Genomic DNA, 25,657 nt, shown 5'->3' on the forward strand with positions numbered 1-25,657 from the left:
GATTCAACCCTCATTCCGGAGCGGTAGCGTTTCACCGGCGAAGAAGCGTCGGGGATTGTCCTCCAGGATGGAATAAATCTCCTGCTCGGTCATACCGCGGGCTTTCAGCATCGGAACGAAATCGGTGAACAGGTAGGTATAGGGCGGCGGCCATTGTCCTTCCGCGCGCAGGGCATCCATCCTGGCCTGTTCCTGCGGGCTGACCTGACGGGCGAGCTTGCCCAGCCACCCACAGTGCCGATCCTGGCTCATCATGATCTGCGCCCGATGACCGCCCTTCACCAACCGCACCAAATTATCCGCTCGTAATTCGTCTGGTTGGAAACGTAACAACCCAATGCGGTCGAATCCGATATATGATCCGCCGTCGACGACACGCTGGTGATAAGCCGGATCGGCGTTGCCGCAACAATGTCCGATCAGGCAACGATGTGCCGGAACTCCGCCCTTGGCGAACGCTGCCTGCTGCTCCGGGCCGGCATATCCGTCCTGGGTGTGGGTGATGATTGGAACACCTGTCGCATGCTGCGCCATGCACGCTGCTTCCAGGAATTTGTGTTCCAGCGCGGTAATAGCAGGCGCGCCGGTCGCCACCTTGATCGCCCCTGCTTTTACTCCGGTTTTTCCAATTCCGTAGGTGATTTCGCGGATATACAGACCGGCGATTTCCTCCACCGTCCTCGCCCGCCAATAGACTGGCAGGCCCATTTCCTCGAAATAGAAGCCGGTGGTGCAGACGACGTTCATTTCGGATTTCTCCGCGATCTCCCGCATCAAGGCCGCATCGCGGCCGAGTTCGATGGGGCAGGGATCGACGAAGCTGCGCACGCCGTGCTCAACCCGCAACTGACGCAGCCGGCGAACTGCTTCGGCGACAAATCCCGAACGGTCGAACGTTGCGGATGGGTCGAATTCGGCACCTGCGAAGGCGATGAACAGATGCTCGTGCATCAAGGTGCGGCCGAGCTGATCCAGCCCGATCGGGCCGGTGACCGTTTGGACGTACATGGATCGTTTCCCCTATACGGTACCGGTGATATCCTGCCACAACCGGCGTGCTTCGCCACGCGGATCGTTCTCTATCCGGCATACCTTGTCCAGAACCAGGGTCGCGCGGGCCGCGGTATCATAGACAGGCCACGCGGGGATGGACGCATGATCCGGCCGGCCATTCCGAGCGAATGCCGCCCATACCGATGACATCGTGTCGGACAGCGCCTGCGCATCCGGGCTGCCACCCGTCGCGTTGGTCAGGTCCAGCGTGTTGAAGGCAAATGGCACGTCCATCGCATGCGGCGCCTTCAGCTTGCCGCCCAGCACCGGCGTTTCCCACTCGAACGAATACATCCAGACTGGACCACGATTGAGTGCCACCCGCCGTTGCGCGAGCGTCAGCGACCGGATCCGGAAATTGCTGTCAGTCGTGATCGCGATCAGCCGTTCGGCGGGGTTCAGCTTGGGATACAACTGCCCATACAGTTCGATCACCCGGCCGGCATGCGCGCCTGCGATCGCCGCGACCCGCTGTTGCATCTCGGTCTCGGTCAGCGATCGATCCCAGACCTTGTCGACAACCGCGAGGAAGCTCGTGGTCTCGGTCTTCATGTCGCCGATGATCAGCGGAATATCGGCCATGATATCGGATGCGGCGGGATCGAACGGATGTGCCGGAAGGACGTCGCCGTCGATCACCGGACCGAACGGGTAGCGATCGAACAGCGGCGCCGGCGACGGACCAAGCGCTTTCTGTGCCGGCTCGACGGCGGCCAGCAGGTCGGCGACCGGAACGGTCTGGATTGACGCCGCGGTCGCTCCGAGATGGCGCAACACGCACTCGGTCAGCGCCTGCGCCCGTTCCTGGGTGCGCAGACGGACGACGGCGCCGCTCTGGATGATGGCGCGATGGAAGAGGCCTTTTGCGCGCGGCATCGACAGCAGCGTGCTGACTTTCGCTCCGCCGCCGGATTCGCCGAAGATGGTGACGTTGCCGGGATCGCCGCCGAACGCCGCGATATTGTCGCGCACCCATTCCAGCGCGGCGACCATGTCGAGCGTCCCGGCGTTGCCCGACAGCCGGAACCGGTCATCGCCGGACGCGGACAGGTCGAGGTGGCCGAAAATGTTCAGTCGCTGATTGACCGTGACCACCACCACATCGTTGCGCGCCGCCAGGCGGCTGCCCCGCGTCCGCGGGGTGTTGGCGTTCCCGTAGGCGAAGGCGCCGCCGTGGAACCACATCATGACCGGGCGTTTCGCCGCCGCGTCGCAGCCAGGGGTCCAGACGTTCACCGTCAGGCAATCCTCGGTCTCCGGTGACGGATCGGCTGCGCCGGAAAAATTCTCCAGCTCCGGCCGCGTTGCCGGCCGCAACCCGGCCTGGGGTGCCTTGCCGGAGAAGTCCGAACAATCGTGGATGCCCGTCCACGCCGTGGCCGGACGGGGTGGCAGGAACCGGTTCGCACCCGCCGTCGAAGCGCCGTACGGGATCGTCCTGAAGGCGAGAATCCCCTCCTCGACCGTGCCTTGCACCTTGCCGGACGCTGTCTCGACCACGTTGTTCATTGTCGCCCACTCCCTTGTTCCAAAACGAGCATGCCGGAGGATCGGAAGAGAAGGGAAGGGCGCGCGGTCAGTCGAAGTCGAACGCGGTCTCTTTTCGGCCGGAAAAGCGCCGGATGGCCGCATGCACGGCGGCCAGTTCACCGGCGTCCAGATCAAGCCCGAAATGGTCGTGCAATGCGTCGCGCAACGCCGTTTCCGTCTTCAGTATCAACCGTTCCGGCCGGTTGTCCGGGTCGCGGATCGTCACCGTGCCATTCAACAATGTCTTGCGGCATCGCGTCCCGGGACGCGCGGCGATCACGTTGCTGGTGAATATCCCGTCCGGCCTGGTCGAGGTGAACCAGTTGCCGACCTCATGGTCGACGGGGTGCGATGGCAGGCCGGAAAACCGGTAGACGTTTTTCCACTCCGTCCCCAGACGAGCCTGCAACAGCGTTTCGCCGTCCAACGGTCGCAACAGGTAGTCCTCATGTCCTGTGGGTTGTGGTTGATCCCGAGCCAACATCAGCGGGGCGGTGGGCGTCAGGTTGCCGAACCCGACATCGGCCAGGCAGGCCCCATCCGGCAGGTCGACCTGCAGCAGCATATGGGTGCGCGGCGTGATGGCATCTGCGGTGGCGCCCAGGACGACTCGGGCCATAAGGCTGGTCACGGTAAATCCCAGCCGTTCCAGCGCCGCTCGCAGCAACGTGTTCTGCTCAAAGCAGTAGCCGCCGCGCCTGGCGTGAACCAGTTTGGCCTGGATCGACCCGATATCCAATCGGATCGGCCTGCCAAGGATAATATCCAGATTTTCGAACGGGATCGTGGCCGCCTGCGCGGCGACGATCGTCTGCAACAGCGTCAGGGTTGGCGGACCGGCCGCCGGCAGGCCGATCCGAGCGAGATAGGCGTCCAGGTCCAATTCAGAGGGTGGCATCGAAAACAACCTGAAAAAGCTGATGAGGCGAGGCATCATGCCTACAATGCCAGCAACGGAAGAACCAGACGGATGATCAAGCAGCCGGAGAAGTACCAGGACTTTCAGGACCCGCAGGCGCATCCCCGTTATACCGGCATCGCGACTTTTTTCCGAACACCTGCCTCGCAACAGACCGATGACGTGGATATCGGCATTGTCGGCGTGCCCTTCGATGGCGGAGTCACCAACCGCTCCGGCACGCGTCATGGCCCACGTGCGGTGCGTGAACAATCGACATTGCTTCGGCGTATCAACGCCATCACCCGGATCACGCCGTTCGCCAACGCCCGTGTCCGCGACCTGGGCGATTGCTGGATCGAGCAACCGTACGAGCTGCAGGCCGCGCTGAAAGAGATCGAGGCATTCTATCGCATCCTGATCACCGCCGGCATCGTGCCGCTGTCGGTGGGCGGCGACCACGCTATCAGCCTGCCGATCCTGCGGGCGGTGGCGGCCCGTGGTCCGGTGGGGATGATCCACATCGACGCCCACTGCGACACCGGCGACGACTATATGGGCTCGCGTTTCCATCACGGGGCGCCCTTTCGGCGGGCGGTGGAGGAAGGCCTGCTGGACCCGAACCGGGTCACCCAGATCGGCATACGCGGCACCACCAACGACCCGGACATGTGGGGGTTCAGCCAGCGCAGCGGCATGCGCGTCCTGCCGATGGAGGAATTCGACGACAAAGGCTGGCGCTACGCCGCCGAGGAAGCCCGCCGCATCGCCGGCGATGGGCCCACGTATTTGACGTTCGACATCGATAGCCTGGATCCAAGCCAGGCACCCGGCACCGGCACCCCGGAGGCTGGCGGCATCACCGCCCTGCAGGCATTGCGCCTGCTGCGCGAACTACGCGGCATCGACTTCGTGGGTGGGGATCTGGTGGAGGTCTCGCCGCCATTCGACGTCGGTTCGCTGACCGCTTTCAACGGCGCTTCGATGCTGTTCGAAATCCTGTGCCTGCTGACCGAGGCCTGGGAGGCACGTCGCGGCAAGCGTACGTGAGACTCGATAGAAACCGCCCATGGGTTGTCCGCCGTTCCGGGAGATGCATGGTTCATTGGCGCCCGCAGCTTAAGGTCTTCGCGCCCCCTTCAGGCGTCGGCACGGACGTCAAGGTAGGTTTGTTAAGGCGGATTAGCGGGATGAAGATGGATAAAGGAGATGCGCGGTTGCTGGGGCCGGTGACCGAGCGGATCATTGGGTGTGCTTTTCGGGTTGCCACTGCGCTCGGTCGTGGGTTCGTTGAAAAGGTTTCCGAGTCGAACCCGCGGTGGTCGGCGCTGAGCGACGTCCATCTCCCGCAATGCCGAAACGACTTGCGGGTGACGGGCTAACCCCTATGCCTGTTGATTAACTTCGGCCAATCCAAAGTCGAAATCCGCTACATCACCGCCCAAGCCTGATCGCGAAGGCAACCCCCTTCATCCGCCCTTATCCTGCTTCATCCGCCTGAAAAAAGAGAAGCCGTGGCTTTCGCAGGCCGCGTTTCGTTCACGGCGGGTCGGGCTGCCTGTGGAAACTCATACCGGCCGATGTTGACCGGAGAAGGCCAGGTCAACGGCGGCCGGCATGGACATCAACTCAGCAAGGACCCGGCTGACCGTTCGAGCAGCTTACGGTCGACCCCGGCGGCACGACGACCGTCGTGTGCGTCGGCGGTGGTGAGGAGGTGTCACTGAAACTCAGACAGCCTCCGAGGCTCAGGGGTATCAGCACAGCCAACAATAATTTCTTCATGCGATGATTCCTTTCAGGACGACACCGCATCTAAGTGGGCATTCGCAGAGGCATTCGGCCCGCAAATGCCTGGTTTCACCGGATTGTGCGCGTTATTGGAAGTCCGGCGCCCGTTTCGGTTGGTCGATCGGCCGCAGGGCGTCCGGCATGGGCAGGCCGTGCAGCGCATCGCTCGAGTCATTTCGCAGCGTCGAGGATTGCGCATTGGACGCGAGCGGGCCGCGGCAGCCATTGTTACCCGGCAGCTCCGCGAATGTCTGATCGGTCAGTCCGGACTGGGCGTTCGGCCGCCCTGCCAGATCAAGCGGGACCGGCATGGCCTGTCCGCTTGTCGCGTCCGGTTGGCAGTCCGGCGGGGGGGCCGCGGCGGCGCCCAGAAACAGCAATGAAAGCACGGCCGGCGTTTTCCAGTCCATGACAGCCTCTCAGGTCCGATCACGCGCGGGCGGCCGCAGGCTTGCGAGCAGCGCCGGGATGAATACCAGACTTGCCAGCAACGTACAACCCAGGCTGATCAGGAGCAATTTTCCCATGCTCGACGTGCCCGGATGCGCCGACAGCGCCAGCGATCCAAACGCCGTGCCGGTGGTCAGGGCCGAAAACAGGATCGCCCGAGCGGTTGCGCTTCCAAGCGGCCGTTGCTGCCCGGCACGCCAGTTCATTACGAAATAGATATTGAATGACACGCCGACGCCAAGCAACAACGGCAGCGCGATGATATTGGCGAAGTTGAGCGGTAGCGGCAGCCCCACGGCGACCAGCAGCGTCAGCAACGCCGACAGCAGCAGCGGGGCCATCACCAGCGCCGCATCCAGCACCCGGCGCAACAGGCCGAACAGGATCAGCGCAATCGCGATCACGGCGTAGATCGCCGCATCACGGAACGCACCGACGATCGTCTCCGCCGTGGCGGCGATCGTCACCGCGGACCCGCCTGCGTTGGGTGCGACGGCGGTAACCTGCCGCACGAACGCCTTGAGCCCCGCCGGGGTCTGCGCATCGGGTTTCGGATTGACTTGTACCCGGGCCTGGCCGTCCGGAAGCACCCAGTCCCGCGCCATATAGTCCGGGATCGAGGCCAGCGTGACCGGTTCCGCGCTCAGGGCCAGCCGCAGTCGGACAAGCTGTGTGGGCAGGAAGCGGGTCAGCGCGGCATCGGTCGCCATCAGCACCGCGTCGGGCGCTGTCTGCATCCGATGTAGATCGTCGGCGATCAACGCCAGCGGATGACCCTTGGGCAGCTTCGGCAGGGCCGGGTCGATCTGTGCCAGGGCTGCCTGGGCGGCCATCCGGATCTGGTTCGCGGTAACCGGCGCAGCCGCTCCATGCGGCGTCAGGGTGGGGGCCAGGATGGTGTTGGCGTCGGCGATCACCGCCAGCTTCTGCTGCTGATCGTCGGGAACGAAGCTGTTGATACTGATTGCCCCGGACACCGTGGGCAATTTCTCCAGTTTGCCTCCCAGCGCCTGTGCGGCCTGGGCGTTCGGTGTCAGCACGTCGATCGTGTACGGATTGGTGAGCGGATTGTCGATCAGGTCGCGCAACGTGCGCATCGCCTCGGTGTTGGGATTCTTGGTGTCCAGCGGATCGGAATCGAACACCAGCCAGGGTGAGACCGCGACCGCGGTCACCGCCAGTATGCCGAACACCAGCAGAATCCCTCGCCGGCGGTAGACGACGACCGGATCGATGTCCGCCGCGAACGTGAATCCGACCTCGGCTGCCTCGCCGGGGGGGCGGAACAGGGTGATGGCGGCCGGCAGGAAGCCCAGCGTGCAGATAAACGCCATGATCATGCCGGCACCGGCGATCAGGCCCAATTCGGCCACGCCGGAGAAGGCGGTGGGCACGAACGCCAGGAAGCCGGCGGCGGTCGCAAGCGCGGCGATCAGGATCTGCAACCCGACACGTCGTGCGGTCTCCGTCATCGCGGCGGCGGAGTCGCCGGTCTCGAACCGGAACTCGCGATAGCGAACCGAGAACTGGATGGCGAAATCGACGGCGATGCCGACGAACAGGACCCCGAATCCGACCGAAACCAGGTTCAGCGTGCCCACGGCGACGGTGGCGAACAGCACCGTCAGCATCAGTCCCAATATCAGCGTCATCAGGATCGGCACGATCAGCCGCCATGACCGGACGGCCAGGAACAGCCACAGCGTGATCAGCACCAGACTGCCGATCAGGCCCTTGACGGCGCCCTGGGCGACGCTGGCGAATTCCTCATCGGCAAGCGCCACCTGTCCGGTGATCCGCACATGCGCGTCGCCGGATTTCACGAACGGCAGTTCGGCGATGATGGCACGCATCGCCTTGGTGGCGGCGCCGCCTGGTTCCAGTGCACCGTAATCCTGGTGGGGCTGCGCCAGCACGAAACGATACGGTCCCGCCAGTTTGCTGAGGCCGCCGCCCAACAGCGTTTCCCAGGACAAGGGCTTCGGATGCCCCGCCAACGCATCGGAGAGTGCCTGATGGAAGGCCCCAATGGGCGCGATGTAGGGTGACAGGTCCGCATCGCCCTGGGTAACGCCCATCCCCAACAGGGACAGCGCGGCGAACAGGCCGCGTGCCGACGGGTCGGCGACAAGCTGGCCGAGGAACGGCTGCGCGTCGATCGTCCGGTCCATCAGGTCGGATAGCTGCTTCGGTTGCAGGAAGAGCAGCCCCTCTTTCTCCAGGAACGGGTTGGAATCGGGCCGGCGCACGGTCCGGAAATGCGCCGGATCGGCGCCAAGCCTGGCCGCGAGTTCAGCCGCGGTTGCGTCGGCTTCCTCGGGGATGCGCGCGTCCACCACGGCGACCAGCAGGTCGTGGAACTGCGGGAAATCCTTGTTCATCTCCATCGCCCGCTGGCGCCAGGGCAGGGAGTCCTTGAACAGCAGGTCGGTGTCTGTGCTGACCCCCAGATGGCGGGACGCGATCCAGCCGGCGAACACGGCCAGCAGCAGGCCGCCAAGGACGACTGGTAGCGAATGGCGGCGGCTGAAATCGACCAGACGGACGAGCAAGCGGATCAGCATACGGGAAAATGGCCCAAGGACGTGAAGGCCGCACCTGATAGTCGGTCCATCCGGGCGGGTCCATCGCTGTCGCGATCAAACTTAATGCCTTGAGCCGGCGGCGCTGCCCCGCTATAGCCCCGCGTTCGCGCGGCCGGTCGGGATCGGCGGCGCCAGCAAGGAACCAGACCATGAAGCCGGGCATTCACCCCGAATACCACGAGATCAACATCATCATGACCGATGGGACGCAGTATAAAACGCGTTCCTGCATGGGCAAGGCAGGCGACACGCTGCGCCTGGACATCGATCCGAAGTCCCACCCGGCCTGGACCGGCGTGCAGCGCATGATGGACACCGGCGGTCAGATCGCGAAGTTCAACAAGAAGTTCGCCGGGCTTGGCAGCAAGAAATAAGCTTCGGCGTGCGGGCTAAACGCCCGCTCGGCTTCTGCGAAGCCTCTTGAACGGTCAATCGCTGGTGCCTAATTCTGTCGGGGTCGGGAATGCCCATCGGGGTTCCCGACACCCACAGAAAGGGCTGGCCCCTCATGGGCGGCCCGCAACCAGTGACCTTGCTTTGCAGGAGGTTTTCTCATGTCTACCGTTGATTTTGCGCCCCTTTTCCGTACCGCCATCGGTTTTGACCGGCTGGCCCGGCTTGTGGATACCGCCGCTTCCGGTCAGGAAGCACAGGGCTATCCGCCCTACAATATCGAGAAGATCGGTGATGACTCCTACCGCCTGACCGTGGCGGTGGCGGGCTTCCGTCCCGAGGACCTGGATATCACGGTCAAGGACAACACCCTGTTTGTCTCCGGCCGCGTCGCCAATGAAGGGCAGCGGGCCGAGATCCTACATCGCGGTATCGCCGGCCGAGCGTTTGAACGTCGCTTCGTGCTCGCCGACCATATCGTGGTCGAGGGCGCCGACGTCCAACTCGGATTGCTGCATGTCGGCCTGAAACGTGTGGTGCCCGAGGCGCTGAAGCCCCGCAAGATCGCGATCGGCAACGGCGCGCCAGCGGCGACCACGCCGACGCCGATTGCCAACGACTCGCAGGAAGCCGCGAAGGCGGCGTAACGCGGAAGCGTTCGCGGGGACCGGGCAACCGGTCCCCGTTTTTCATGGCCGCTTGAAGAATGCGTCCGCGGCGCTGCGATGGCTGTTCTTCCGGCCGATATCCGCCTCGACCCGAGCGATCTCGGTTTTCAGTTCATCGATGTAGCTGCGCAATTCCTCGATCCCCAGACTATCGAGCAGCAGCGGCTCCAGCCGGCGCCGTTTCGTCAGGGGTTCGTCTTCTTCCCGGGCCATTTCGTTCTCCCTTGGACCACATCCGGCGACGCGGCGTTTCTGCCATGCGCGTCGGATCGAACATAATACCGCCAAAGTCGCTTGACCCACCCCCCTCGGCTTGTCATATCCGGCATTCGGCCGCGGCTACGATCCGTCACTTGCGCTGGATGGCCCGCAAGCGACATCGTCAGAATGAAAAACATCCGCCGGCGACCCTGAGAGTGTGAAAGCCATGACCCTTCCGTTGATGCCAAAGGCCACCGCCGTGTGGCTGATCGAGAAAACCGCCCTGACCTTCACGCAGATCGCCGACTTCTGCGGCATGCATCCGCTGGAGGTCCAAGCCATCGCCGATGGTGAGGTCGCGCAGGGCATTGTCGGCTACGATCCGGTTGCCAACGTCCAGACCACGCTGGCGAATATCCGCCAGTGTGAGGCCGATCCGCACGCGAGATTGAAGCTGATCGTCAACACCCTGCCGATGCCGAAGCGCCTGAAAGGATCGCGCTATACCCCCGTGGCGAAGCGCAATGACCGCCCGGATGCCATCGCTTTCCTGCTGCGCAATTTCCCCCAGCTTTCAGAAGCCCAGGTCGGCAAGCTGTTGGGCACCACCAAGGACACCATCCAGAAAGTGCGGGAACGCACCCATTGGAACAGCGCGAATATCAAGCCGCGCGATCCTGTCATCCTGGGTTTGTGCAGCCAGACCGACCTGAATGCCGCGGTTTCCCAGGCCAATGAGCGGTTGGAGCGGGAAGGGCGGACCGTTCCTGTACCGCCACCGCCGGAGGCGGACGAGGCCGCCTGACCGGCGTGACGGGGGGATTAACCGTGTCTCCTCAGTTGACCAGAGTTCGTAGCCTCTCCATTTCCTCCTTCAACCGCAGTTTTTCGACTTTAAGTCGCATGAGGGTCTCAGCGTCGGGTTGCGGTCGATGGTCCTCATCGAAAATTCGGGTTTCGAGGGACGCATGCCGTTCCTTTAAAGCGTCGAGACGGGTATTCAGACTCATGGACTGGGTACCTCCGCGTTTGACCGGTTGGCTGCCAGCGACCACCGCAATGGCCGCGGCAAGGGACCGTAACGCGTTTGCCATCGATCTGGCCAGACGCTATTCGCGTGTAGGAACGTTAAAAATTTCTATCGTGGGTTGCAATCATGCTGAGCGATAGAGATTCGTTATTGCGCAAACTCCACGGGCTGCGCAGCGAGCATCGGGACCTCGACACGGTCATCGCCCGATTGGCCGATCAGGGTGCGTCCGACCAATTGCACCTGCAACGCCTGAAAAAGCGCAAGCTGATGCTGCGCGATGAGATCGCCTGGCTGGAAAGCCGGCTGATCCCGGATAGCATCGCCTGAGATGTCCCCGTCCGTTGAAGCAATGCCTGTCGTCGGCATCATCATGGGTAGCCAGTCGGATTGGCCGACGCTGGCCCATGCCGCCGAGATACTGACCCGCCTTGGGGTACATCACGAAGTGAAGATCGTCTCCGCGCACCGGACGCCGGATCGCTTGCGGGATTACGCACTCACCGCTCGGGATCGCGGACTGAAGGTCGTCATTGCCGGTGCGGGCGGGGCGGCGCATCTGCCCGGCATGTGCGCATCCTGGACGTCGCTTCCGGTGCTGGGTGTTCCGGTTGAATCGCATGCGCTGAAAGGGATGGATAGCCTGCTGTCCATCGTCCAGATGCCCGCCGGCATCCCCGTTGGTACACTGGCGATCGGCCGGGCCGGGGCGGTGAACGCGGCACTGCTGGCGGCGGCCATTCTCGCGACGCATGACGATACGCTTGCCGCCCGGCTGGATGCGCTGCGGGCGGAACAGACCGCGGGGGTGGCGGACGCGCCGCAACAGGCGCCAGCCGACCCGTCATGACGCGTTTTCCGACAGATTTCCCGACTCATTTCCCTTTGGCGCCCAACGCGACCATCGGACTTGTCGGGGGCGGGCAACTTGGCCGGATGTCAGCGCTGGCTGCCGCGCGCCTGGGTTACCGCTGCCACATCCTGACGCGCGAAACCGACAGTCCCGCCGCGCAGGTGTCCCATGCCGTCACCATCAGCGACTACAGCGATCCGGTGTCGCTGCGGGCGTTCGCCGATGCCGTGGACGTGATCAGCTTCGAATTCGAGAATGTCAGCGCCGAGGGGTTGGACTTGCTCGACTCCATCCGTCCTGTCCGCCCGGCACCGTCGGTGCTGCGGATCAGCCAGGACCGGGTGAATGAAAAGACGTTCCTCAACGGCGCCGGCGTCGCGACAGCGCCGTGGGCCCGTGTTGATTCGCGCCAGGAACTTGACGAAGCGGTTCAGCGCCTGGGACTTCCCGCTGTGCTGAAGACCACCCGCCTCGGGTATGATGGCAAGGGTCAGGCTATGCTGCGGACGCCGGCGGACCTGGACGCAGCCTGGGACCGGCTCAGTCCGAAGCCCCTCGTCCTGGAAGGCTTCATCGATTTCGACCGGGAAATCAGCGTGGTCGTGGCGCGCGGCGCCGATGGCAGCCTGTCGTCGTTCGACACCGTGGAGAACCGCCATCGCGACCACATCCTCGACCTGACCCTGGCCCCCGCTCGGATTTCCGAAGCAACCGATCAGGCTGCGCAGGCGATCGGCCGTCGCGTGGCGGAGGCACTGGACCTGATCGGCCTGCTGGCGGTGGAGATGTTTGTCGACAGCGCCGGCACGGTGCTGGTGAACGAGATCGCGCCGCGTCCGCACAACTCCGGCCACTGGACCATCGACGCCTGTCCCGCGAGCCAGTTCGAACTGCATATACGGGCTATTGCCGGGTTGCCCTTGCCGCCGGCGACACGGCATTCGGACGCCGTCATGAAGAACCTGATCGGGCCGGACGGCATGGCGCTCTGGCCGGCGGCCCTGGTCGAGCCGGGTGTGATCCCGCATTTGTATGGCAAGGCCGAGGCGTTGCCGGGCCGCAAGATGGGGCATGTGACGAAGCTGTTCCCGCGCGGCGCCCTGCCTGGGGATTTCGGCATCGAGGCTGCCTTGGGCAGGCTGTCGCAAACCTGACCGCCCCGGGTTCTCCGGCCCGGAAATAAGACCTGCCGGGTTGCCGGACCACGCCTTGCCGCCTATAGCGCCGGCCCAAGGAGTTCGCATGGCTGTTGCAGCCGAGTCATCGCCCAATTATCCAACCCTGGCTATTCAGGCGGGAATTTTGGCCCGCCCCGTGACTCCGGAGCGGCGCATGGCGGATGCGATCCGGGCTTTGGTGATCGATGCCACGGAACAGGCGAAGTCCGGGCATCCTGGCCTGCCAATGGGCATGGCCGATGTCGCGACCGCGTTATGGACCCGCTTTCATAAATTTGATGCCGCCGATCCACGCTGGCCTGACCGCGACCGTTTCATCCTGTCCGCCGGTCATGGGTCGCTGTTGCTGTACGCGCTGATCCATCTGACCGGACATGCAGGCATGTCCGTCGACGACATCAGGGGATTCCGGACGTTACACTCGCCTGCCGCCGGCCATCCCGAGTATGGCGCGCACCCGGCGATCGAGGCCACGACCGGTCCGTTGGGCCAGGGCCTGGCGACCGCGGTGGGCATGGCGATCGCCGAACGCAACATGGCGGCGCGTTTCGGTAAATCGCTGGTGGATCACCGGACCTGGGTGATCGCGTCGGACGGCGACATGATGCAGGGGATCAGCCATGAGGCCGCGGCGCTGGCCGGACACCTGGCACTGTCGAAGCTGACCGTCATGTACGACGACAATCAGGTATCGATTGATGGCGATGCGGCGCCGACTTACTCGGATGACGTGCTGAAGCGCTTTTCCGCCTGTGGCTGGGCGACCAAGCAGGTGGACGGCCACGACCCGAACCAGATCAATGCGGCGTTGTCATTTGCCGTGCGTTCGAAGAAGCCAACCCTGATCGCGTGCAGCACCATCATCGGTGCGGATGCGCCGGCCAAGGCGGTGATCAATGGCGTTGACGGCTTATCCTCGACGCCGCGGGAGGTCGCTGAGGCGAAGGGGCGTCTGGGCTGGCACGGATTACCCTTCGACACACCGGGCGACCTGCTGGATCGGTGGCAGGCGGCCGGCACAAGGGGCGCCACATCCCGCCGGTCCTGGTTGAAGCGCCTCGCCCGGCATCACCAGCGCGGCGAGTTCGAGCGGGTCATGGCCGGCCGCCTGCCGGACAACTGGCATGAGGCCGTGGCCGAACTGAAACAGGACATCGCCGACGGCCGGCCCAATCGCGCCAGCCGAACATCCAGTCAGGCGTGTCTGGAAACCCTGGTCCCCGCGACACCCGAACTGCTTGGCGGGTCCGCCGGCCTGACCGGATCCAACCTGGCTCCAGTCAGGGGCATGGCCTCGATTTCCGCCGGCAACTACGGTGGCCGTCACATCCATTTCGGCATTCGCGAGCACGGCATGGCCGCCGCCGCCGCCGGCATGGCGCTGCATGGCGGGATCATCCCCTATATCGGCACGCTCTTCGTGTTCAGCGACTACCTGCGGCCGGCGTTGCGCCTGTGCGCGATCATGCGCCAGCGGGTTGTGTACGTGCTGACCCACGACTCCATCGGTCTCGGCGAGGACGGTCCGACGCATCAGCCGATCGAGCATCTTGCCAGCCTGCGCGCTATGCCCAACCTTCACGTCTTCCGTCCGGCCGATGCGATGGAGACGGCTGAGTGCTGGGAGCTCGCGGTGCGTCGTTCGGATGGACCGAGCCTATTGGTGCTGTCGCGGCAGGAGTTGCCGGCATGGCGGACGGATATAACCGAGAATCGCAGTGCGCGCGGTGGCTACGTCCTCGCGGAAGCCGACGGTGCGCGCCAGGCCACCCTTATCGCCACCGGGTCGGAAGTGCCGATCGCGATGGCCGCGCGGGAGAAGCTGGCCGGGGACAACATCGCGGTCGCGGTCGTCTCGCTGCCCTGCTGGGAACTGTTCGCGCAGCAGGACGCGGCTTATCGTGCCCAGGTGCTGGGTGGCGCGCCACGTGTCGGGATCGAAGCCGCAAGCGGCTTTGGTTGGGATCAGTGGCTGGGGCCCGACGGCACGTTCATCGGCATGACCGGCTTCGGCGCGTCGGCTGGATACGAGGACCTGTATACGCATTTCGGCATCACGCCGGAGGCCGTGATCGCGGCGGTGATACGCCGTCTTGGGTAAAACGCGCGTCAAATCCGCGATTTGCGCAGAGCCCGACCGTTGATTTATCTTAATGATGTGCCAATAAGCAGATGTGAGTTACCGGCAAGTAGCGGAAAGGAAGCAAATCATGGCCGTCAAGGTCGCGATCAACGGGTTTGGACGCATCGGGCGCCTCGTACTGCGCGCCATTATCGAAAGCGGCCGGGATGACGTGGTCCCCGTCGCCATCAACGACCTCGGCAGCGTCGAGACCAACGCCCATCTTTTTGCCTACGACAGCGTGCATGGCCGCTTTCCCGGCCAGGTCGAGGTGTCGGGCGACACCATCACCATCCGCCACAACGGCAAGGTCTATGGGCCGCTGAAGGTGTCGGCCGAACGCGATCCGACCAAGGTGCCTTACCAGGGCGTCGATGTGGCGCTGGAATGCACCGGAATCTTTACCAGCAAAGCCAAGGCATCGGCACTGATTACGGCGGGCGCGCGCAAGGTGCTGATCTCCGCCCCGGCGGATGAGGTCGATGCGACGATCGTTTATGGCGTCAATCACAAGACGATCACCAAGGATATGACGGTGATCTCCAACGCCTCCTGTACCACCAACTGCCTGGCGCCGATGGCGAAGGTGCTGCACGAGCGGTTCGGCATCCTGCGCGGCTACATGGTCACCATCCATGCCTATACCGGCGACCAGAACCTGCAGGACTCGCTGCATAAGGACCCGCATCGCGCCCGAGCGGCGGCGGTTTCCGCGATCCCGACCTCGACTGGTGCGGCTCGCGCGGTGGGTTTGGTATTGCCGGAGTTGAAGGGCAAGCTGGACGGCACGGCCATCCGCATTCCGACGCCGAATGTTTCGCTGGTGTCGCTGGACGTGAACCTGTCGAAGCCGGCGACCAAGGACGAGATCAACGCGGCGATGCAGGACGCCTCCAAAGGCGAACTGGCCGGCATCATGGATTACAACAAGGTGCCGCTGGTCAGCATCGACTTCAACCACAATCCGGCGTCTTGCACGTTCGATGCGACCCAGACCTCGGTGGTCGATGGCGCGCTGGCGCGGGTCATGGGGTGGTACGACAACGAGTGGGGTTTCTCCAACCGTATGTCCGACACCGCCGCGTTGTTCGGAAGCATTTAGAAGCGGTCGGTTCCGGAGCGCTGACGGCGCTCCGGAACCGACCTTCATGCGGTGGTCTTTCAGGCGACCGCTGCAACTTCCCCGTCATCGACGTACCTGGTGGTGCCGCCGATATGCACCACCAATTCGCACGGGCCGGAAAAGTCGGCGAACAGCGCCCCCGGCAGCGCTGCGTTGCCGTCCGTCCAGCGTAGTCCGGAGCCGGCCTCGAGCGGGTGCCAGCCCGCCTCCAGCCGCGCATCGTCGCCACGAGCGACCCGGAACCGCGTGCCCTGTCGCACCACCACCTGCCGCACTGTGACACCCAGGCAGCGTGGGTCCCGAGCCACCCCGAGTTCCTGAGGCACCGCCGCGCGCGACACCAGCCGCACCGTCGAAGCCGTGGCGTCTACCGCGAACACGTGGGTGTCCCCTGTCCGGTGGGATGCCTCCACCCGCGCCCCGTCCACCAGCAGGTGCAGATCCGGATCCTCCGTCAGCGGCACCGATGGCCTCGGGCCGCACGCGTCCAGCAGCCGCCGCCACACCGCATCCACCACCGGGCCGCCGGTCAGCACCGGCGCGCACGGCGTTTTCGCCGGCTGGTCCCACCCGCTGTTGGCGTTGTGGAACAACCACCGGTTGCCGTCGTCGCGGTAGCTTTCCGCCGCCGCGCCGTTGGCCACCAGCACGTCGTGCGTCTCCAGTTCCACGTGGAAGACCGACACCTCCTGCGCTCGGTCGTCCCACAGGATCGAGCGGTGATTGACCAGGAACTCCACCGGGATCAGCACGCCGTCGAACCACAGCGCGTGCCCCTTGGTCACGCGCAGGCCCCGCGACGGCACGTTCGGCCCCAGCGCGCCCTTTCGCACGATCACCGGGGTGGCGGCACTGCGCCGCCCACGCGTCGCCAGCACCCGGCCGTGGCCCACCCACATCACCGGCCGCACCGCACCGCTCGCCATTCGCACGCGATCGCCGGCCGCCAGCCGCTCCACCGCCACCGGTCCGTCCGGCGTGTCGATCAGCGTGCCGGCCAGGAAGCACAGCGCGTTGTCCACCAGCGCATCCGCCGTCACGAACGCCGCCTGCGCCATCTGCGGCGTGGCGAAGTCCAGCGTGCCCAGGGTCGTGCCGTTCTGCACCACCGACACCACCGAACCGTTCTGGGTGAACGTCGCCGGCGTCGGCGTGTCCACGACGATCGTGTCGCCCGCCACGAAGTTGGTGATGACGGCCTGGAACCCGCCGATGTCGCCCACCACCAGCGCGCCGCTGTTGGCACCGAACACCACCGATTGCGAGCCGTCCACCGGCCCGCCGGTCAGCTCCAGGGTCGAGCCGGCGTTGATCAGCAACTCACCCGAACCGGATAGCCCGTCGAAGGTGCCGACGATCGTGCCGATCACGGTTTCGACTTTCTGCGACGGCTTGGTGCCGGCCGCGGCCTCGATCAGGCCGTCGTTGACGATGACCGCGCCGATGGCGCCCTCGGTGCCGAAGCCGACGATCGACTGGCCCTGGGTGATGTCGATCTCGGTCGGGTCGAGCAGGCCGCCTTCGTTGACCACGGCGCCTTGCAGCACGATTTTCGAGGCGAATACCGAGGCGTTTGGGCCGAGCGTCAGTTCGCCCACGCCAAGGGCGGTGCCGACGTTGAGGGTGCCGGCGATGTCGAGCGCACTGCCCGCATCGGACAGGAAGACCGCGCCGCTACCGGTGCCCTGCGACCCGATGGTCAGGTTGCCGGCGGCGAAGGTGGCGCCGTCGAGGATCGACAGATTGGCTGAACCGGCGTCGCCGATGGTGGCGCCTCCGCTGATGTCGAGGTTGCTGCCGGCCCCCGAGAGGCTGATCTGGCCGGTGCCTTCGGTGGTGCCCGAGGTTTGCACCCCGGCATCCAGCGCGGCAGCGGTGACGGTGGCGTCGTTGGTGATGGATAGAACCCCGGCGCCGGCCATGCCGACGTCCAGGCTGCCGGTGATCCGCCAGCCGGAGCCGCCGCCGGTGACGGTGACCGAAGAGCCGGCGGCCGAGGACTGCGCCGCGATGACGGCGCCGGCAAGGTCCGCGACTGTGCCGGGGGAGGTGATGACCGTGCCGCCGGACTGGATCGACAGGCTGCCCAGGCCGGCGTCGCCCACGATGAACGCACCGGTGTTGGAGAGGAGGGACGCAGGGCCGGTGATGGTGGCGGCGCCGGAGGCACCAGCGTCCGTTCCGACGTCAAGGCCCTGCGCCGGATCGTTGACGTAGCCGCCGGTGAACGCACTCGCCTGATTCTGAATCAGCAGGCTTCCGATTCCGGACCAGCCAACGTTCAACTGGCCGAGCGCGGTGAGACCGGAACCCAGGTCGGTGACGGTCACTGCACCGGTGCCGCTGATCGTGCCGGTGTCCGTCGCGCCGATATACATGGCCGGGCTGCCGACGCCAGCGCTTTCGGCAAACGCCGATCCACCTTGACTGATGAGCAGGCTGCCCTCGCTGTCGTCGCCGACACCCAGGCGGTTGTTCCCGGCCGACAGCAGCGCGCCGGCGCCGTGTACCGTGACGCCGGCGACGACACCGACACCCCCGCCGATGACGATGCTGGAGGTTCCGGAGGCGGCGATGCTCAGCGCCGCGCTGGTCGAGATCAACGTCCCGCCGGGGCCGATATCCACTGAACCATTGCCCGCTTCCAGTGTGGGAGCGGTCACAGCCGTCGTGCCGGCCGCGGTGATGATCGTATCGCCGACCGCGGCTGTCGTGCTGATGCCGATATGGATTAATTGGCTGGTTTCGACAATGCCGTGGTTGATCGACAGGGTGCCATTCGAGCCGTCGTAGCCGACATCGATGTTGAGTTGGCTGCTGACGATCCCGCCGCTTTCAACCTCCATGCTTCCGGTGCCGCCGACGTAGAGCAGCGTGCCGGCTGTGTAGCCGGCGCCGCCGACCTGGAGAGCGCCGTCGGTCGTGCTGCCGGTGCCGTCCAGGCCGACATGCACACTGCCGTTGTTTTCGACCAGCAGATCTCCGCTTCCAGCTCGCCCGAGAAAGGCTTCGCCGTTTGCCAGAAGAGTGCCGCTGTCGACGATCACATTTCCGACGCCCTGTCGTCCGATACCGAGCGCGGCGAGGATGCTCGAATTCGCGGTTCCGGAGACGACTGTGCCGCCTTGGGAGACCGTTAGAGTGCCCGAACCGTATTGGCCGACAGCGATGCCGTTGCCGTTGGCGTTCAGCAGCGCACCGGTGCCGCTGACAGTCGCGACCCCGCTTTCCGAGGGATTGGTGCCATTGTTGGATGAAGCGATGTAGACGCCATAGCTGCTGGTTTGCGCCGTCCCGGTCAGTTCCACGGTGCCGCCGGTGCCAATGCTGAGCGTGCCGTTACCGGATTCGGTGGTATCGTTGGCGATCACTCCGCCGGTCCCCGTGATCGTCCCACCGGTTCCCACGGCAAGGGTGGTGCCGACCTGCACCGTACCGCCATTGACTGTGAGTTGGCCGGCGGTTCCCCGCAGGCCGACGATCACATAACCCTGACTGAGCAGGTCGCCGCCGGTCGTGACATCAGCGATACCGGTGCCACCGACGCCGTTATCATTCCCCTCACCGATGATGACCCCTGCGACCCCGGTTGCGTCGGGCGTCGCCAGGAACGTGGCAGAATTCTCCACGGTCAGCGTGCCGGTCTCGGTATGGGCGACATAGACGAGACCGTTGGCGCTGACCCGTGAACCCGGGTCCGTAACGGTAAGAGTTCCGTTGCCAAGCCGGCCGATGGCGATTGAGTTATAGAGGTTCGAATTGTAGGTGGTCGCGTTGACGGAACCACCTTGGGAGACTGTCAGTGCGCCGTTTCCACCATCCTCGGCTATAACGATGCCATTGGCACCCATGTCGATGAGAGACCCTGCACCCGTTACCGTCACCAAGCCGACCGAGGCCGCCAGAGTCCCCGAGGCCGCGTTGCTGGCGATCTCCATATCGTACCCGTCGGGGTTCGCCGGGCCGTTCTGTCGCAGCAATCCGCCGCTGCTGACGGTGAGGGTTCCGTTGCCTCCGGGAGCATTGCCAACAAAAATATTGCCGCCACTGATCAAAATACCGCCGGCGCCGATTGTGAGGCTTCCGGTTGTCCCGCCTCCAACGAACAATCGCTGTGAGGCGAACATTTCTGTTCCGGCCCCGATGGACCAGGTGCCGGCATTGTTAAAAAAGAGCATCTCCGCTGTTATCGTGCCGATGAGTGCGCCGCCGATGCCGTTACTGAAAGAATCAGTATCGGTCGCGACGGGAGGCGCGAGGGCCGGATCCTTGCCATCCGTTTCATCGATCCAGTTGGAGGCCGTGGCAAGATTGCCGCCCGATGTGCCGATCCAAGAGAAATCCCGGGTGGGGAAGATGGCCGGATCATCAGTGGCGGGGTCGTTCTCCCAATTGAATACCGCCACGGTACTCGCCGCGAAGCTTATGTTGGTAAAAGCGTAGCTACTGTTCACACCGCCAGCGTTTTGCAGGTTTATCGTCAGCGTTTGGCCGTTTGTGAAAATGGGTCCAGAAGAGATCACCATGCCGTTGGCGATCTCGATCTTATCCCCGTCGGCGAAGCCGGTGATCGCGTTTGTCGTAGTGGCGGTGGGCGAGCCCAGAATCAGCGTCTCCGGCGCCCCGGGGCTGAAGACAATCGTCTGTCCCGCCCCGAGCGTGCCGTCGATCGCCAACGTTGCACCTGGCTCGATGGTTATGGACCCGTTGCCGCTGACCGACCCCTGGATTTCCAGTTCCCCACCGGTGGAGGAACCCGGGACGCTGTTGTTGGATGCCTCGACGGTGCCGCTATTGATGAGCGAGGCGGCGATCAGCCCGGAACCCACCAAAGTTCCAGTATTGATTGCTGTATCGCCGCTCTCTGGAATGTTTGTGGTGTTGCCTGGGCCGGCGGTCAGCTCCCAGTCACTGGGGCTGTCCACATTGATGGTACCGCCAATCCACGTCCAGGTAGATCCCGACATGAGAAACCACTCCCGGCCAATACGGATGCAATGGAGATATTATTGTTTTTATACTTTTATCGAAACAATTTGGCGTACTCCAAGTCACCCGACACCAGGACTGACTGACGATCCCTTAGCATCCGGTTTGTTCATGCTCATTACCGGCTAACTATGACAGCTGAATAGCTTCAATTATGTCTTATGTCAACTGCGCCAACCGATTGTCTGGCGCTTTCGCTAGGTAATTTTCTATTTTGTGGTTGGCGACGGACGTACAAGGCAGTCGAAATTACTGCCTTGACGGATAGGTGTAAGTTTTTACTTGTATACTACTTTAGTTTGATGTGGTGCCCTGGCATGGCATCTGCCAAGTAATCGTCGTGCGGAACATCCCTGTTCGGGTATCATAGAGGCGTTTGCCGGAGCATCCGCTTGTCTGGGCATTGCCCTCGACTTGTCACGCACCGCCGTAGCGCTTGAGATCGCGTGGTCGGGGAATTTGAGCCGAGCCTTTTGCACCCTATGCTCGGGCAATCTTGTTTCCGGCGAGGCGGAATTCACATGATTATTTGGCATTGCCGCGATGACCTACAATTGTCCTCAGGGCCTGACTCGAAACTACGTGGCCACCCTGGTCGGGGTTTGGCAAATCGCGGTATTATCGCGGCCGGCCGATCCGGCCATGCCGTCCAACACGCCACGCGCCGCCACGACGATCAAGGTCGAGAGGCGCCCATGCAGGAACCCCGTCTGATGCCTTTCCGTACCCTCGATACCGTTGACGTCTCCGGTAAGCGCGTTCTGTTGCGTGCCGATCTCAATGTTCCCATGCGGGACGGCAAAATCTCCGACCTGACCCGGATCGAGCGCCTGTCCCCAACGATTCGCGAATTGTCGGAAAAGGGGGCCAGGGTCATCGTGTGCAGCCATTTCGATCGTCCCAAGGGCAAGCGCGTGCCGTCCATGTCGCTGGCACCGATGGCCGCGGCGCTGGGGCAGGTCCTGGGCCGGCGGGTCCGCTTCGTCGAGGATTGCATCGGTCCTGCTGCCGAACAGGCGGTGGAGCTGTTGAATCCGGGCGATGTGCTGGTACTGGAAAACACCCGTTTCCATGCCGGCGAGGAAAAGAACGATCCCGGTTTCGCCGCGGCGCTGGCCAAGCTGGCCGATATATTCGTCAACGACGCGTTTTCCGCCGCGCACCGGGCCCATGCCAGCACCGAGGGGGTGGCGCATCTGCTGCCATCCTATGCCGGCCGGCTGATGCAAGCCGAACTGGAGGCGCTGGATGCCGCGCTGGGCAAGCCGGTGCGTCCCGTCGCGGCGATCGTCGGCGGCGCCAAGGTGTCTACCAAGCTGGAGCTGCTGGGCAATCTCGTAGCCAAGGTCGATGTCCTGATCATCGGCGGTGCGATGGCCAACACCTTCCTGGCGGCGCAGGGGAAGGGGGTCGGCAAATCCTTGCAGGAAGCCGAAATGCATGGCACCGCGCTGGATATTCTGGACAAGGCGCGGACGGCCGGCTGCAGGATCGTTCTGCCCACGGATGCTGTCGTCGCGCGCGAATTCAAGCCCAATCCGCCTACCGAAACAGTATCCATCGATGCCGTTCCGGCCGACACGATGATCCTGGACGTCGGACCGGCCTCGGTGGCGGCGCTGGGCCAGTTGCTGCCGTCGTTGAAAACCCTTGTCTGGAACGGCCCGTTCGGGGCGTTCGAGACGCCGCCGTTTGACGCCGCCACGGTCGCCGTGGCCAAGGCAGTGGCCGCTGCTACTGAAACGGCGGGGTTGCGCAGCGTGGCGGGCGGCGGCGACACGGTGTCGGCGCTGCGCCATGCCGGGGTCATCGACCGGTTGAGCTATGTGTCCTCGGCGGGCGGTGCGTTCCTGGAGTGGCTGGAAGGCAAGACGCTGCCGGGCGTCGCCGCATTGGAGGGCTGAAAGACGCCGCATGGCCAGGGTCTACCTCGCCGGCCCCGATGTGTTTCTGCCCGATGCCGTCGCGTGGATGGGGCGGAAGAAGGCGATCTGCGCCGGCTTTCGCCTGACCGGCGTCTCGCCGCTCGACGACTTGCCGAATGAGCCGCCCGCGTGGGCCGGACTGCCCGAGTGGCGCCGGATTGCGCGCCGAAACGAGGCGCATATCCGCGGCTGTGCGGCGGTCATCGCCAACCTGACGCCGTTTCGCGGACCCAGTGCCGATGTCGGCACGGTTTTCGAGATCGGCTTTGCACGCGGTCTCGGGCTGCCGGTGTTCGGTTATGCGACGGTGGCGACGGCGTTTCTCGATCGCACTTTGTCGTCGATCGGCGGTGGACGGCAGGCGGCGGACGGGTCTTGGTGGGATCCCGACGGGCTGCTGGTGGAGCAGTTCGGGCTGTTCGACAATCTGATGATCGAGGGTGGTATCACCGAGTCCGGCGGTACCGTGATTTGCGACGATCAGGATCGCTGGCACGACCTGTCGGTGTTCGAACGCTGTGTCCAGACGGCCGCGGATGCGTTGGGCGCTGCCGCCTCGCCGGAGGTGCCGTCATGACGCCGACATTGGTCCATACAGCCGATCTTCATGTGCTGATCGCGTCGCCGATCGTTGTTGGGGAAACCCCTGAGGGATTGCGGCGCGTCATCCCGATTGTCGGCGGGACGATCAAGGGGCCGCGGCTGAACGGTGAGGTGCTGTCGGCGGGCGCCGACTTCCAGGTGATCCGTCCGGACGGCTACACGACGCTGGAAGCTCGTTATATCGTCCGTCTCGACGATGGTGCGTTGATTTATGTCGTCAATACGGGAGTCCGTTTTGGGCCACCGGAGGTGATGGCCCGCATCGCCAACGGCGAGATCGTCGATCCGAACGACGTTTATTTTCGCACGACCCCGCGGTTCGAGACGGCCGCGCCGGACTATCAGTGGTTGACCCGCCCGTTGTTCCTCGCGTCCGGCGCCCGCTATCCGGATCATGTCGAGATCAATGTTTTCGAGGTTGGCTAAGCGAGGGTCTCCAGCAGTCCCGCCATCAGCGCCGCCCGTTGTGCCAGGTGGCCCCACAGGATGTGTTCGTGGCTCGCATGTGCTCCGGCGCCGGGACAGCCCAACCCGTCCAGTGTCGGAACGCCTAGCGCGGCCGCGAAGTTGCCGTCCGATCCGCCGCCGCGATGCTGCTTTGGCAGCGCTAGCCCGACCTGTTGGGCGATTCCCTGTGCGTGCGTGTACAGCGCCGAGATCGCCGGCGATTCGGTGTAGGGCGGGCGGTTCATTCCACCCTCGACGATCACCCGGCATCCGGAGGTCTTTGCGGTCAGGCCGAGCAGCTTTTCTTCCATCAGGACGCCGTCGGCGGCCGAGTTCACGCGCAGGTCGATCTCGCATCCGGCGTCGGGCGCGATCACGTTCGGGCGTGATCCACCCCAGATCGGTGCGGCGTTCAGTGTGATGCCGCGCTCGACATCCACCATGCGGTGCAATCCGATGATCTGGTGCGACAACTCCACGATCGCCGAGGCGCCGTCGTCGAACGCGCTGCCGGCATGGGCGCCGCGCCCTTCCACCCGCATCGTGAACCGCCCGACACCCTTGCGGGCGGTCACACAGGCGCCGCCGCCACCGGCTGGTTCCGGGATCAGCACGGTCGCCGCCTGGGCCGCTTCCTGCTCGATCAGCCAGCGGCTGGTGGGGCTGCCGACTTCCTCATCCGGGGTCAGCAGCAGCACGATCGGCCGCGGCGTCGCGATGTTCTGCCGCAGGATCGAGCGCAGGACATGGAACGCCAGGAAACTGCCGGCCTTCATGTCGTAGATGCCGGGGCCGTGCGCCCGGGAGCCCTCCACCACGTAGGGCATCGAGTTGAGCGTGCCGTGCGACCAGACCGTGTCCAGGTGTCCGGCGACCAGGATCGGCTTTTCAGTTGAGGTGCCGGGTGTACGGGCGATCAGGTTGTCGCCATACCCGTTCCGCCCGGGGATGCGCGTGATGGCCGCTCCGGCTCGGGACAGTTCGCCCTCGGCCACGTCCATCAGCCGGTTGACCGCCGAACCGTCGGTCGTCGGGGTTTCTATTTTCACCCATGCCGATAGTTCGGTCAGCAGGTCTTCGGGTGTTCCAACCTCAGTCGCCGGCATTGTGTTCCTTTCGTGTGCGGTTCGAGGCTGCGTCCGTGCGTCGCTTATCGCATTCTGCCGTGCTGTGACGCTACCACCGGTAACTTTTTACCTCACACGCTCAGTTGCCCGCTGCCTGTATCTATGCGGCTTCGCGTTTCTTTTTCCGCCGCATCTCCAAAAGCATCGTAGCACGTAGTGCTCGGTTCATGCGGGTGAGATGCCCGGGACCTTGCGCTTCGAACCACGCCAACACATCGGCATCGATTCTCAGGGTTTTTTGCACCTTCTTGGGTTTGTAGAACCGTCCCCGCTGCGCCTCGGACCAATCCTTGACTTCCGGCATTTCGCTGGTGTCGATCGCGTCCTCCGGCATGGCTTCCAAAGCCGCCAGTTCCGCCGCGAGATTCGGTGGCAGCGGGTCAGAATTGCCCTTTCTCATACTCTTTCCTTTCGTGCGACGTGGCGCGCCGAGCCGAGATGATCCGGCCTTCTTCCTCTCCGTCCGGCTGGATCGCAGGATCGGTATGCACAACGAAAAGAGTGACATGACTGCCGGCACTTGGCTGGCCGACGGATTGCCATCGCTCCTCCCGTGGATAGGGATCCAGCTTGGTTGCGATCATGGGGTCTCCAAATATCCGCTCAGCGAGCTGGAAGCTGACTTTGTGGCTCAATAAATTCGTTCGGGCCTTTTCTGGGTCCCATGTCCATCGCGCCACGCTCTTTATCC

23 protein-coding genes are annotated in these 25,657 nt (G+C 64.2%); 12 read left to right on the plus strand and 11 right to left on the minus strand.

Going from position 1 to position 25,657, the window contains the following annotated elements; all coding sequences use genetic code 11:
* Window positions 1–3: 3 nt before the first annotated feature.
* The 3 genes from GSQ89_RS06850 to GSQ89_RS06860 all read right to left on the minus strand — a co-directional run bounded on the left by GSQ89_RS06850 (window position 4) and on the right by GSQ89_RS06860 (window position 3,481).
* A complete protein-coding gene (locus tag GSQ89_RS06850; RefSeq protein WP_158923337.1) occupies window positions 4–1,008 on the minus strand; it encodes a phosphotriesterase in 1,005 nt (334 codons plus the stop codon).
* 12 nt (window positions 1,009–1,020) lie between these two features.
* On the minus strand, window positions 1,021–2,562 hold the full coding sequence (locus GSQ89_RS06855; RefSeq protein ID WP_158923339.1) for a carboxylesterase/lipase family protein: 1,542 nt from the start codon (window positions 2,560–2,562) through the stop codon (window positions 1,021–1,023).
* Between the two features lie 67 nt (window positions 2,563–2,629).
* Entirely contained in the window at window positions 2,630–3,481 is an 852-nt protein-coding gene (locus tag GSQ89_RS06860; RefSeq protein ID WP_158923341.1) for an arylamine N-acetyltransferase, read from the minus strand.
* Between the two features lie 72 nt (window positions 3,482–3,553).
* Between GSQ89_RS06860 and speB the strand changes: the two genes are divergently transcribed.
* Window positions 3,554–4,531 (plus strand): agmatinase, encoded by a 978-nt coding sequence (gene speB / locus GSQ89_RS06865; protein ID WP_158923343.1) that lies wholly within the window; start codon window positions 3,554–3,556, stop codon window positions 4,529–4,531.
* Window positions 4,532–5,358: 827 nt separating this feature from the next.
* Here speB and GSQ89_RS06870 read toward each other — a convergent pair.
* Together GSQ89_RS06870 and GSQ89_RS06875 are read right to left on the minus strand one after the other, a co-directional pair.
* Entirely contained in the window at window positions 5,359–5,682 is a 324-nt protein-coding gene (locus tag GSQ89_RS06870; RefSeq protein ID WP_158923345.1) for a hypothetical protein, read from the minus strand.
* Window positions 5,683–5,691: 9 nt separating this feature from the next.
* Entirely contained in the window at window positions 5,692–8,286 is a 2,595-nt protein-coding gene (locus GSQ89_RS06875) for an MMPL family transporter (RefSeq protein WP_158923347.1), read from the minus strand.
* 170 nt (window positions 8,287–8,456) lie between these two features.
* Here GSQ89_RS06875 and rpmE point away from each other — a divergent pair, with 170 nt between their 5' ends.
* Window positions 8,457–8,681 carry a 50S ribosomal protein L31 gene (gene rpmE, locus GSQ89_RS06880; protein WP_158923349.1) on the plus strand — a complete coding sequence of 75 codons (225 nt, stop codon included), beginning with the start codon at window positions 8,457–8,459 and terminating at the stop codon, window positions 8,679–8,681.
* Window positions 8,682–8,861: 180 nt separating this feature from the next.
* Entirely contained in the window at window positions 8,862–9,347 is a 486-nt protein-coding gene (locus GSQ89_RS06885; RefSeq protein WP_158923351.1) for an Hsp20 family protein, read from the plus strand.
* Window positions 9,348–9,389: 42 nt separating this feature from the next.
* Here the strand turns inward: GSQ89_RS06885 and GSQ89_RS06890 are convergent, their stop codons facing one another.
* Window positions 9,390–9,581: a DUF1192 domain-containing protein gene (locus GSQ89_RS06890; RefSeq protein WP_158923353.1), complete on the minus strand. Its 192-nt coding sequence runs from the start codon at window positions 9,579–9,581 to the stop codon at window positions 9,390–9,392.
* 214 nt (window positions 9,582–9,795) lie between these two features.
* On the opposite strand from GSQ89_RS06890, the gene GSQ89_RS06895 reads away from it, so the two are divergent.
* Window positions 9,796–10,374: a DUF1013 domain-containing protein gene (locus GSQ89_RS06895; protein ID WP_158923355.1), complete on the plus strand. Its 579-nt coding sequence runs from the start codon at window positions 9,796–9,798 to the stop codon at window positions 10,372–10,374.
* Between the two features lie 31 nt (window positions 10,375–10,405).
* Here GSQ89_RS06895 and GSQ89_RS06900 read toward each other — a convergent pair whose 3' ends face one another.
* Window positions 10,406–10,663, minus strand: a complete 258-nt coding sequence (locus GSQ89_RS06900) for a YdcH family protein (RefSeq protein WP_371734220.1) — start codon at window positions 10,661–10,663, stop codon at window positions 10,406–10,408.
* A 62-nt stretch (window positions 10,664–10,725) separates the two neighbouring features.
* Between GSQ89_RS06900 and GSQ89_RS06905 the strand changes: the two genes are divergently transcribed.
* The 5 genes from GSQ89_RS06905 to gap all read left to right on the plus strand — a co-directional run bounded on the left by GSQ89_RS06905 (window position 10,726) and on the right by gap (window position 15,854).
* Window positions 10,726–10,929: a YdcH family protein gene (locus GSQ89_RS06905; RefSeq protein ID WP_104522304.1), complete on the plus strand. Its 204-nt coding sequence runs from the start codon at window positions 10,726–10,728 to the stop codon at window positions 10,927–10,929.
* Window position 10,930: 1 nt separating this feature from the next.
* Complete coding sequence (purE, locus tag GSQ89_RS06910; protein ID WP_158923359.1) at window positions 10,931–11,449, plus strand: 5-(carboxyamino)imidazole ribonucleotide mutase; 519 nt, start codon at window positions 10,931–10,933, stop codon at window positions 11,447–11,449.
* Window positions 11,446–12,606 carry a 5-(carboxyamino)imidazole ribonucleotide synthase gene (locus GSQ89_RS06915; RefSeq protein WP_158923361.1) on the plus strand — a complete coding sequence of 387 codons (1,161 nt, stop codon included), beginning with the start codon at window positions 11,446–11,448 and terminating at the stop codon, window positions 12,604–12,606. The genes purE and GSQ89_RS06915 overlap by 4 nt, the downstream gene beginning before the upstream one ends.
* Before the next feature lie 88 nt (window positions 12,607–12,694).
* A complete protein-coding gene (gene tkt, locus GSQ89_RS06920; RefSeq protein ID WP_254073105.1) occupies window positions 12,695–14,731 on the plus strand; it encodes a transketolase in 2,037 nt (678 codons plus the stop codon).
* 109 nt (window positions 14,732–14,840) lie between these two features.
* On the plus strand, window positions 14,841–15,854 hold the full coding sequence (gap, locus tag GSQ89_RS06925; RefSeq protein WP_158923363.1) for a type I glyceraldehyde-3-phosphate dehydrogenase: 1,014 nt from the start codon (window positions 14,841–14,843) through the stop codon (window positions 15,852–15,854).
* Window positions 15,855–15,913: 59 nt separating this feature from the next.
* Here the strand turns inward: gap and GSQ89_RS06930 are convergent, their stop codons facing one another.
* Window positions 15,914–20,842 carry a Hint domain-containing protein gene (locus tag GSQ89_RS06930; protein WP_158923365.1) on the minus strand — a complete coding sequence of 1,643 codons (4,929 nt, stop codon included), beginning with the start codon at window positions 20,840–20,842 and terminating at the stop codon, window positions 15,914–15,916.
* A gap of 735 nt (window positions 20,843–21,577) precedes the next feature.
* Between GSQ89_RS06930 and GSQ89_RS06935 the strand changes: the two genes are divergently transcribed.
* From GSQ89_RS06935 to GSQ89_RS06945, 3 genes are read left to right on the plus strand one after another with little or no spacing between them, the layout of a single operon-like run.
* Window positions 21,578–22,768, plus strand: coding sequence for a phosphoglycerate kinase (locus GSQ89_RS06935; RefSeq protein WP_158923367.1), 1,191 nt, complete (start codon window positions 21,578–21,580; stop codon window positions 22,766–22,768).
* A 10-nt stretch (window positions 22,769–22,778) separates the two neighbouring features.
* Window positions 22,779–23,366, plus strand: coding sequence for a nucleoside 2-deoxyribosyltransferase (locus GSQ89_RS06940; RefSeq protein ID WP_158923368.1), 588 nt, complete (start codon window positions 22,779–22,781; stop codon window positions 23,364–23,366).
* Window positions 23,363–23,818, plus strand: coding sequence for a DUF3237 domain-containing protein (locus GSQ89_RS06945; protein WP_158923370.1), 456 nt, complete (start codon window positions 23,363–23,365; stop codon window positions 23,816–23,818). Before GSQ89_RS06940 ends, GSQ89_RS06945 begins: the two co-directional genes overlap by 4 nt.
* Here the strand turns inward: GSQ89_RS06945 and GSQ89_RS06950 are convergent.
* The 3 genes from GSQ89_RS06950 to GSQ89_RS06960 all read right to left on the minus strand — a co-directional run bounded on the left by GSQ89_RS06950 (window position 23,815) and on the right by GSQ89_RS06960 (window position 25,646).
* Window positions 23,815–24,945 carry a M20 family metallopeptidase gene (locus GSQ89_RS06950; protein WP_158923372.1) on the minus strand — a complete coding sequence of 377 codons (1,131 nt, stop codon included), beginning with the start codon at window positions 24,943–24,945 and terminating at the stop codon, window positions 23,815–23,817. The two genes, GSQ89_RS06945 and GSQ89_RS06950, sit on opposite strands and share 4 nt — an antisense overlap.
* 121 nt (window positions 24,946–25,066) lie before the next feature.
* Window positions 25,067–25,366, minus strand: coding sequence for a BrnA antitoxin family protein (locus tag GSQ89_RS06955; RefSeq protein ID WP_158923374.1), 300 nt, complete (start codon window positions 25,364–25,366; stop codon window positions 25,067–25,069).
* On the minus strand, window positions 25,347–25,646 hold the full coding sequence (locus GSQ89_RS06960; RefSeq protein WP_158923376.1) for a BrnT family toxin: 300 nt from the start codon (window positions 25,644–25,646) through the stop codon (window positions 25,347–25,349). Before GSQ89_RS06960 ends, GSQ89_RS06955 begins: the two co-directional genes overlap by 20 nt.
* Window positions 25,647–25,657 lie beyond the last annotated feature (11 nt).

The sequence above is a fragment of the Acidisphaera sp. S103 genome (assembly GCF_009765975.1).
Classification (GTDB): domain Bacteria; phylum Pseudomonadota; class Alphaproteobacteria; order Acetobacterales; family Acetobacteraceae; genus Rhodopila.

Bases quoted from the DNA above. Each gene is read 5' to 3' on its own strand.
- GSQ89_RS06850 (WP_158923337.1), bottom strand. From the start codon at position 1,008: ATGTACGTCCAAACGGTCACCGGCCCGATCGGGCTGGATCAGCTCGGC.
- GSQ89_RS06855 (WP_158923339.1), bottom strand. From the start codon at position 2,562: ATGAACAACGTGGTCGAGACAGCGTCCGGCAAGGTGCAAGGCACGGTC.
- GSQ89_RS06860 (WP_158923341.1), bottom strand. From the start codon at position 3,481: ATGCCACCCTCTGAATTGGACCTGGACGCCTATCTCGCTCGGATCGGC.
- speB (WP_158923343.1), top strand. From the start codon at position 3,554: ATGATCAAGCAGCCGGAGAAGTACCAGGACTTTCAGGACCCGCAGGCG.
- GSQ89_RS06870 (WP_158923345.1), bottom strand. From the start codon at position 5,682: ATGGACTGGAAAACGCCGGCCGTGCTTTCATTGCTGTTTCTGGGCGCC.
- GSQ89_RS06875 (WP_158923347.1), bottom strand. From the start codon at position 8,286: ATGCTGATCCGCTTGCTCGTCCGTCTGGTCGATTTCAGCCGCCGCCAT.
- rpmE (WP_158923349.1), top strand. From the start codon at position 8,457: ATGAAGCCGGGCATTCACCCCGAATACCACGAGATCAACATCATCATG.
- GSQ89_RS06885 (WP_158923351.1), top strand. From the start codon at position 8,862: ATGTCTACCGTTGATTTTGCGCCCCTTTTCCGTACCGCCATCGGTTTT.
- GSQ89_RS06890 (WP_158923353.1), bottom strand. From the start codon at position 9,581: ATGGCCCGGGAAGAAGACGAACCCCTGACGAAACGGCGCCGGCTGGAG.
- GSQ89_RS06895 (WP_158923355.1), top strand. From the start codon at position 9,796: ATGACCCTTCCGTTGATGCCAAAGGCCACCGCCGTGTGGCTGATCGAG.
- GSQ89_RS06900 (WP_371734220.1), bottom strand. From the start codon at position 10,663: ATGGCAAACGCGTTACGGTCCCTTGCCGCGGCCATTGCGGTGGTCGCT.
- GSQ89_RS06905 (WP_104522304.1), top strand. From the start codon at position 10,726: ATGCTGAGCGATAGAGATTCGTTATTGCGCAAACTCCACGGGCTGCGC.
- purE (WP_158923359.1), top strand. From the start codon at position 10,931: ATGTCCCCGTCCGTTGAAGCAATGCCTGTCGTCGGCATCATCATGGGT.
- GSQ89_RS06915 (WP_158923361.1), top strand. From the start codon at position 11,446: ATGACGCGTTTTCCGACAGATTTCCCGACTCATTTCCCTTTGGCGCCC.
- tkt (WP_254073105.1), top strand. From the start codon at position 12,695: ATGGCTGTTGCAGCCGAGTCATCGCCCAATTATCCAACCCTGGCTATT.
- gap (WP_158923363.1), top strand. From the start codon at position 14,841: ATGGCCGTCAAGGTCGCGATCAACGGGTTTGGACGCATCGGGCGCCTC.
- GSQ89_RS06930 (WP_158923365.1), bottom strand. From the start codon at position 20,842: ATGTCGGGATCTACCTGGACGTGGATTGGCGGTACCATCAATGTGGAC.
- GSQ89_RS06935 (WP_158923367.1), top strand. From the start codon at position 21,578: ATGCCTTTCCGTACCCTCGATACCGTTGACGTCTCCGGTAAGCGCGTT.
- GSQ89_RS06940 (WP_158923368.1), top strand. From the start codon at position 22,779: ATGGCCAGGGTCTACCTCGCCGGCCCCGATGTGTTTCTGCCCGATGCC.
- GSQ89_RS06945 (WP_158923370.1), top strand. From the start codon at position 23,363: ATGACGCCGACATTGGTCCATACAGCCGATCTTCATGTGCTGATCGCG.
- GSQ89_RS06950 (WP_158923372.1), bottom strand. From the start codon at position 24,945: ATGCCGGCGACTGAGGTTGGAACACCCGAAGACCTGCTGACCGAACTA.
- GSQ89_RS06955 (WP_158923374.1), bottom strand. From the start codon at position 25,366: ATGAGAAAGGGCAATTCTGACCCGCTGCCACCGAATCTCGCGGCGGAA.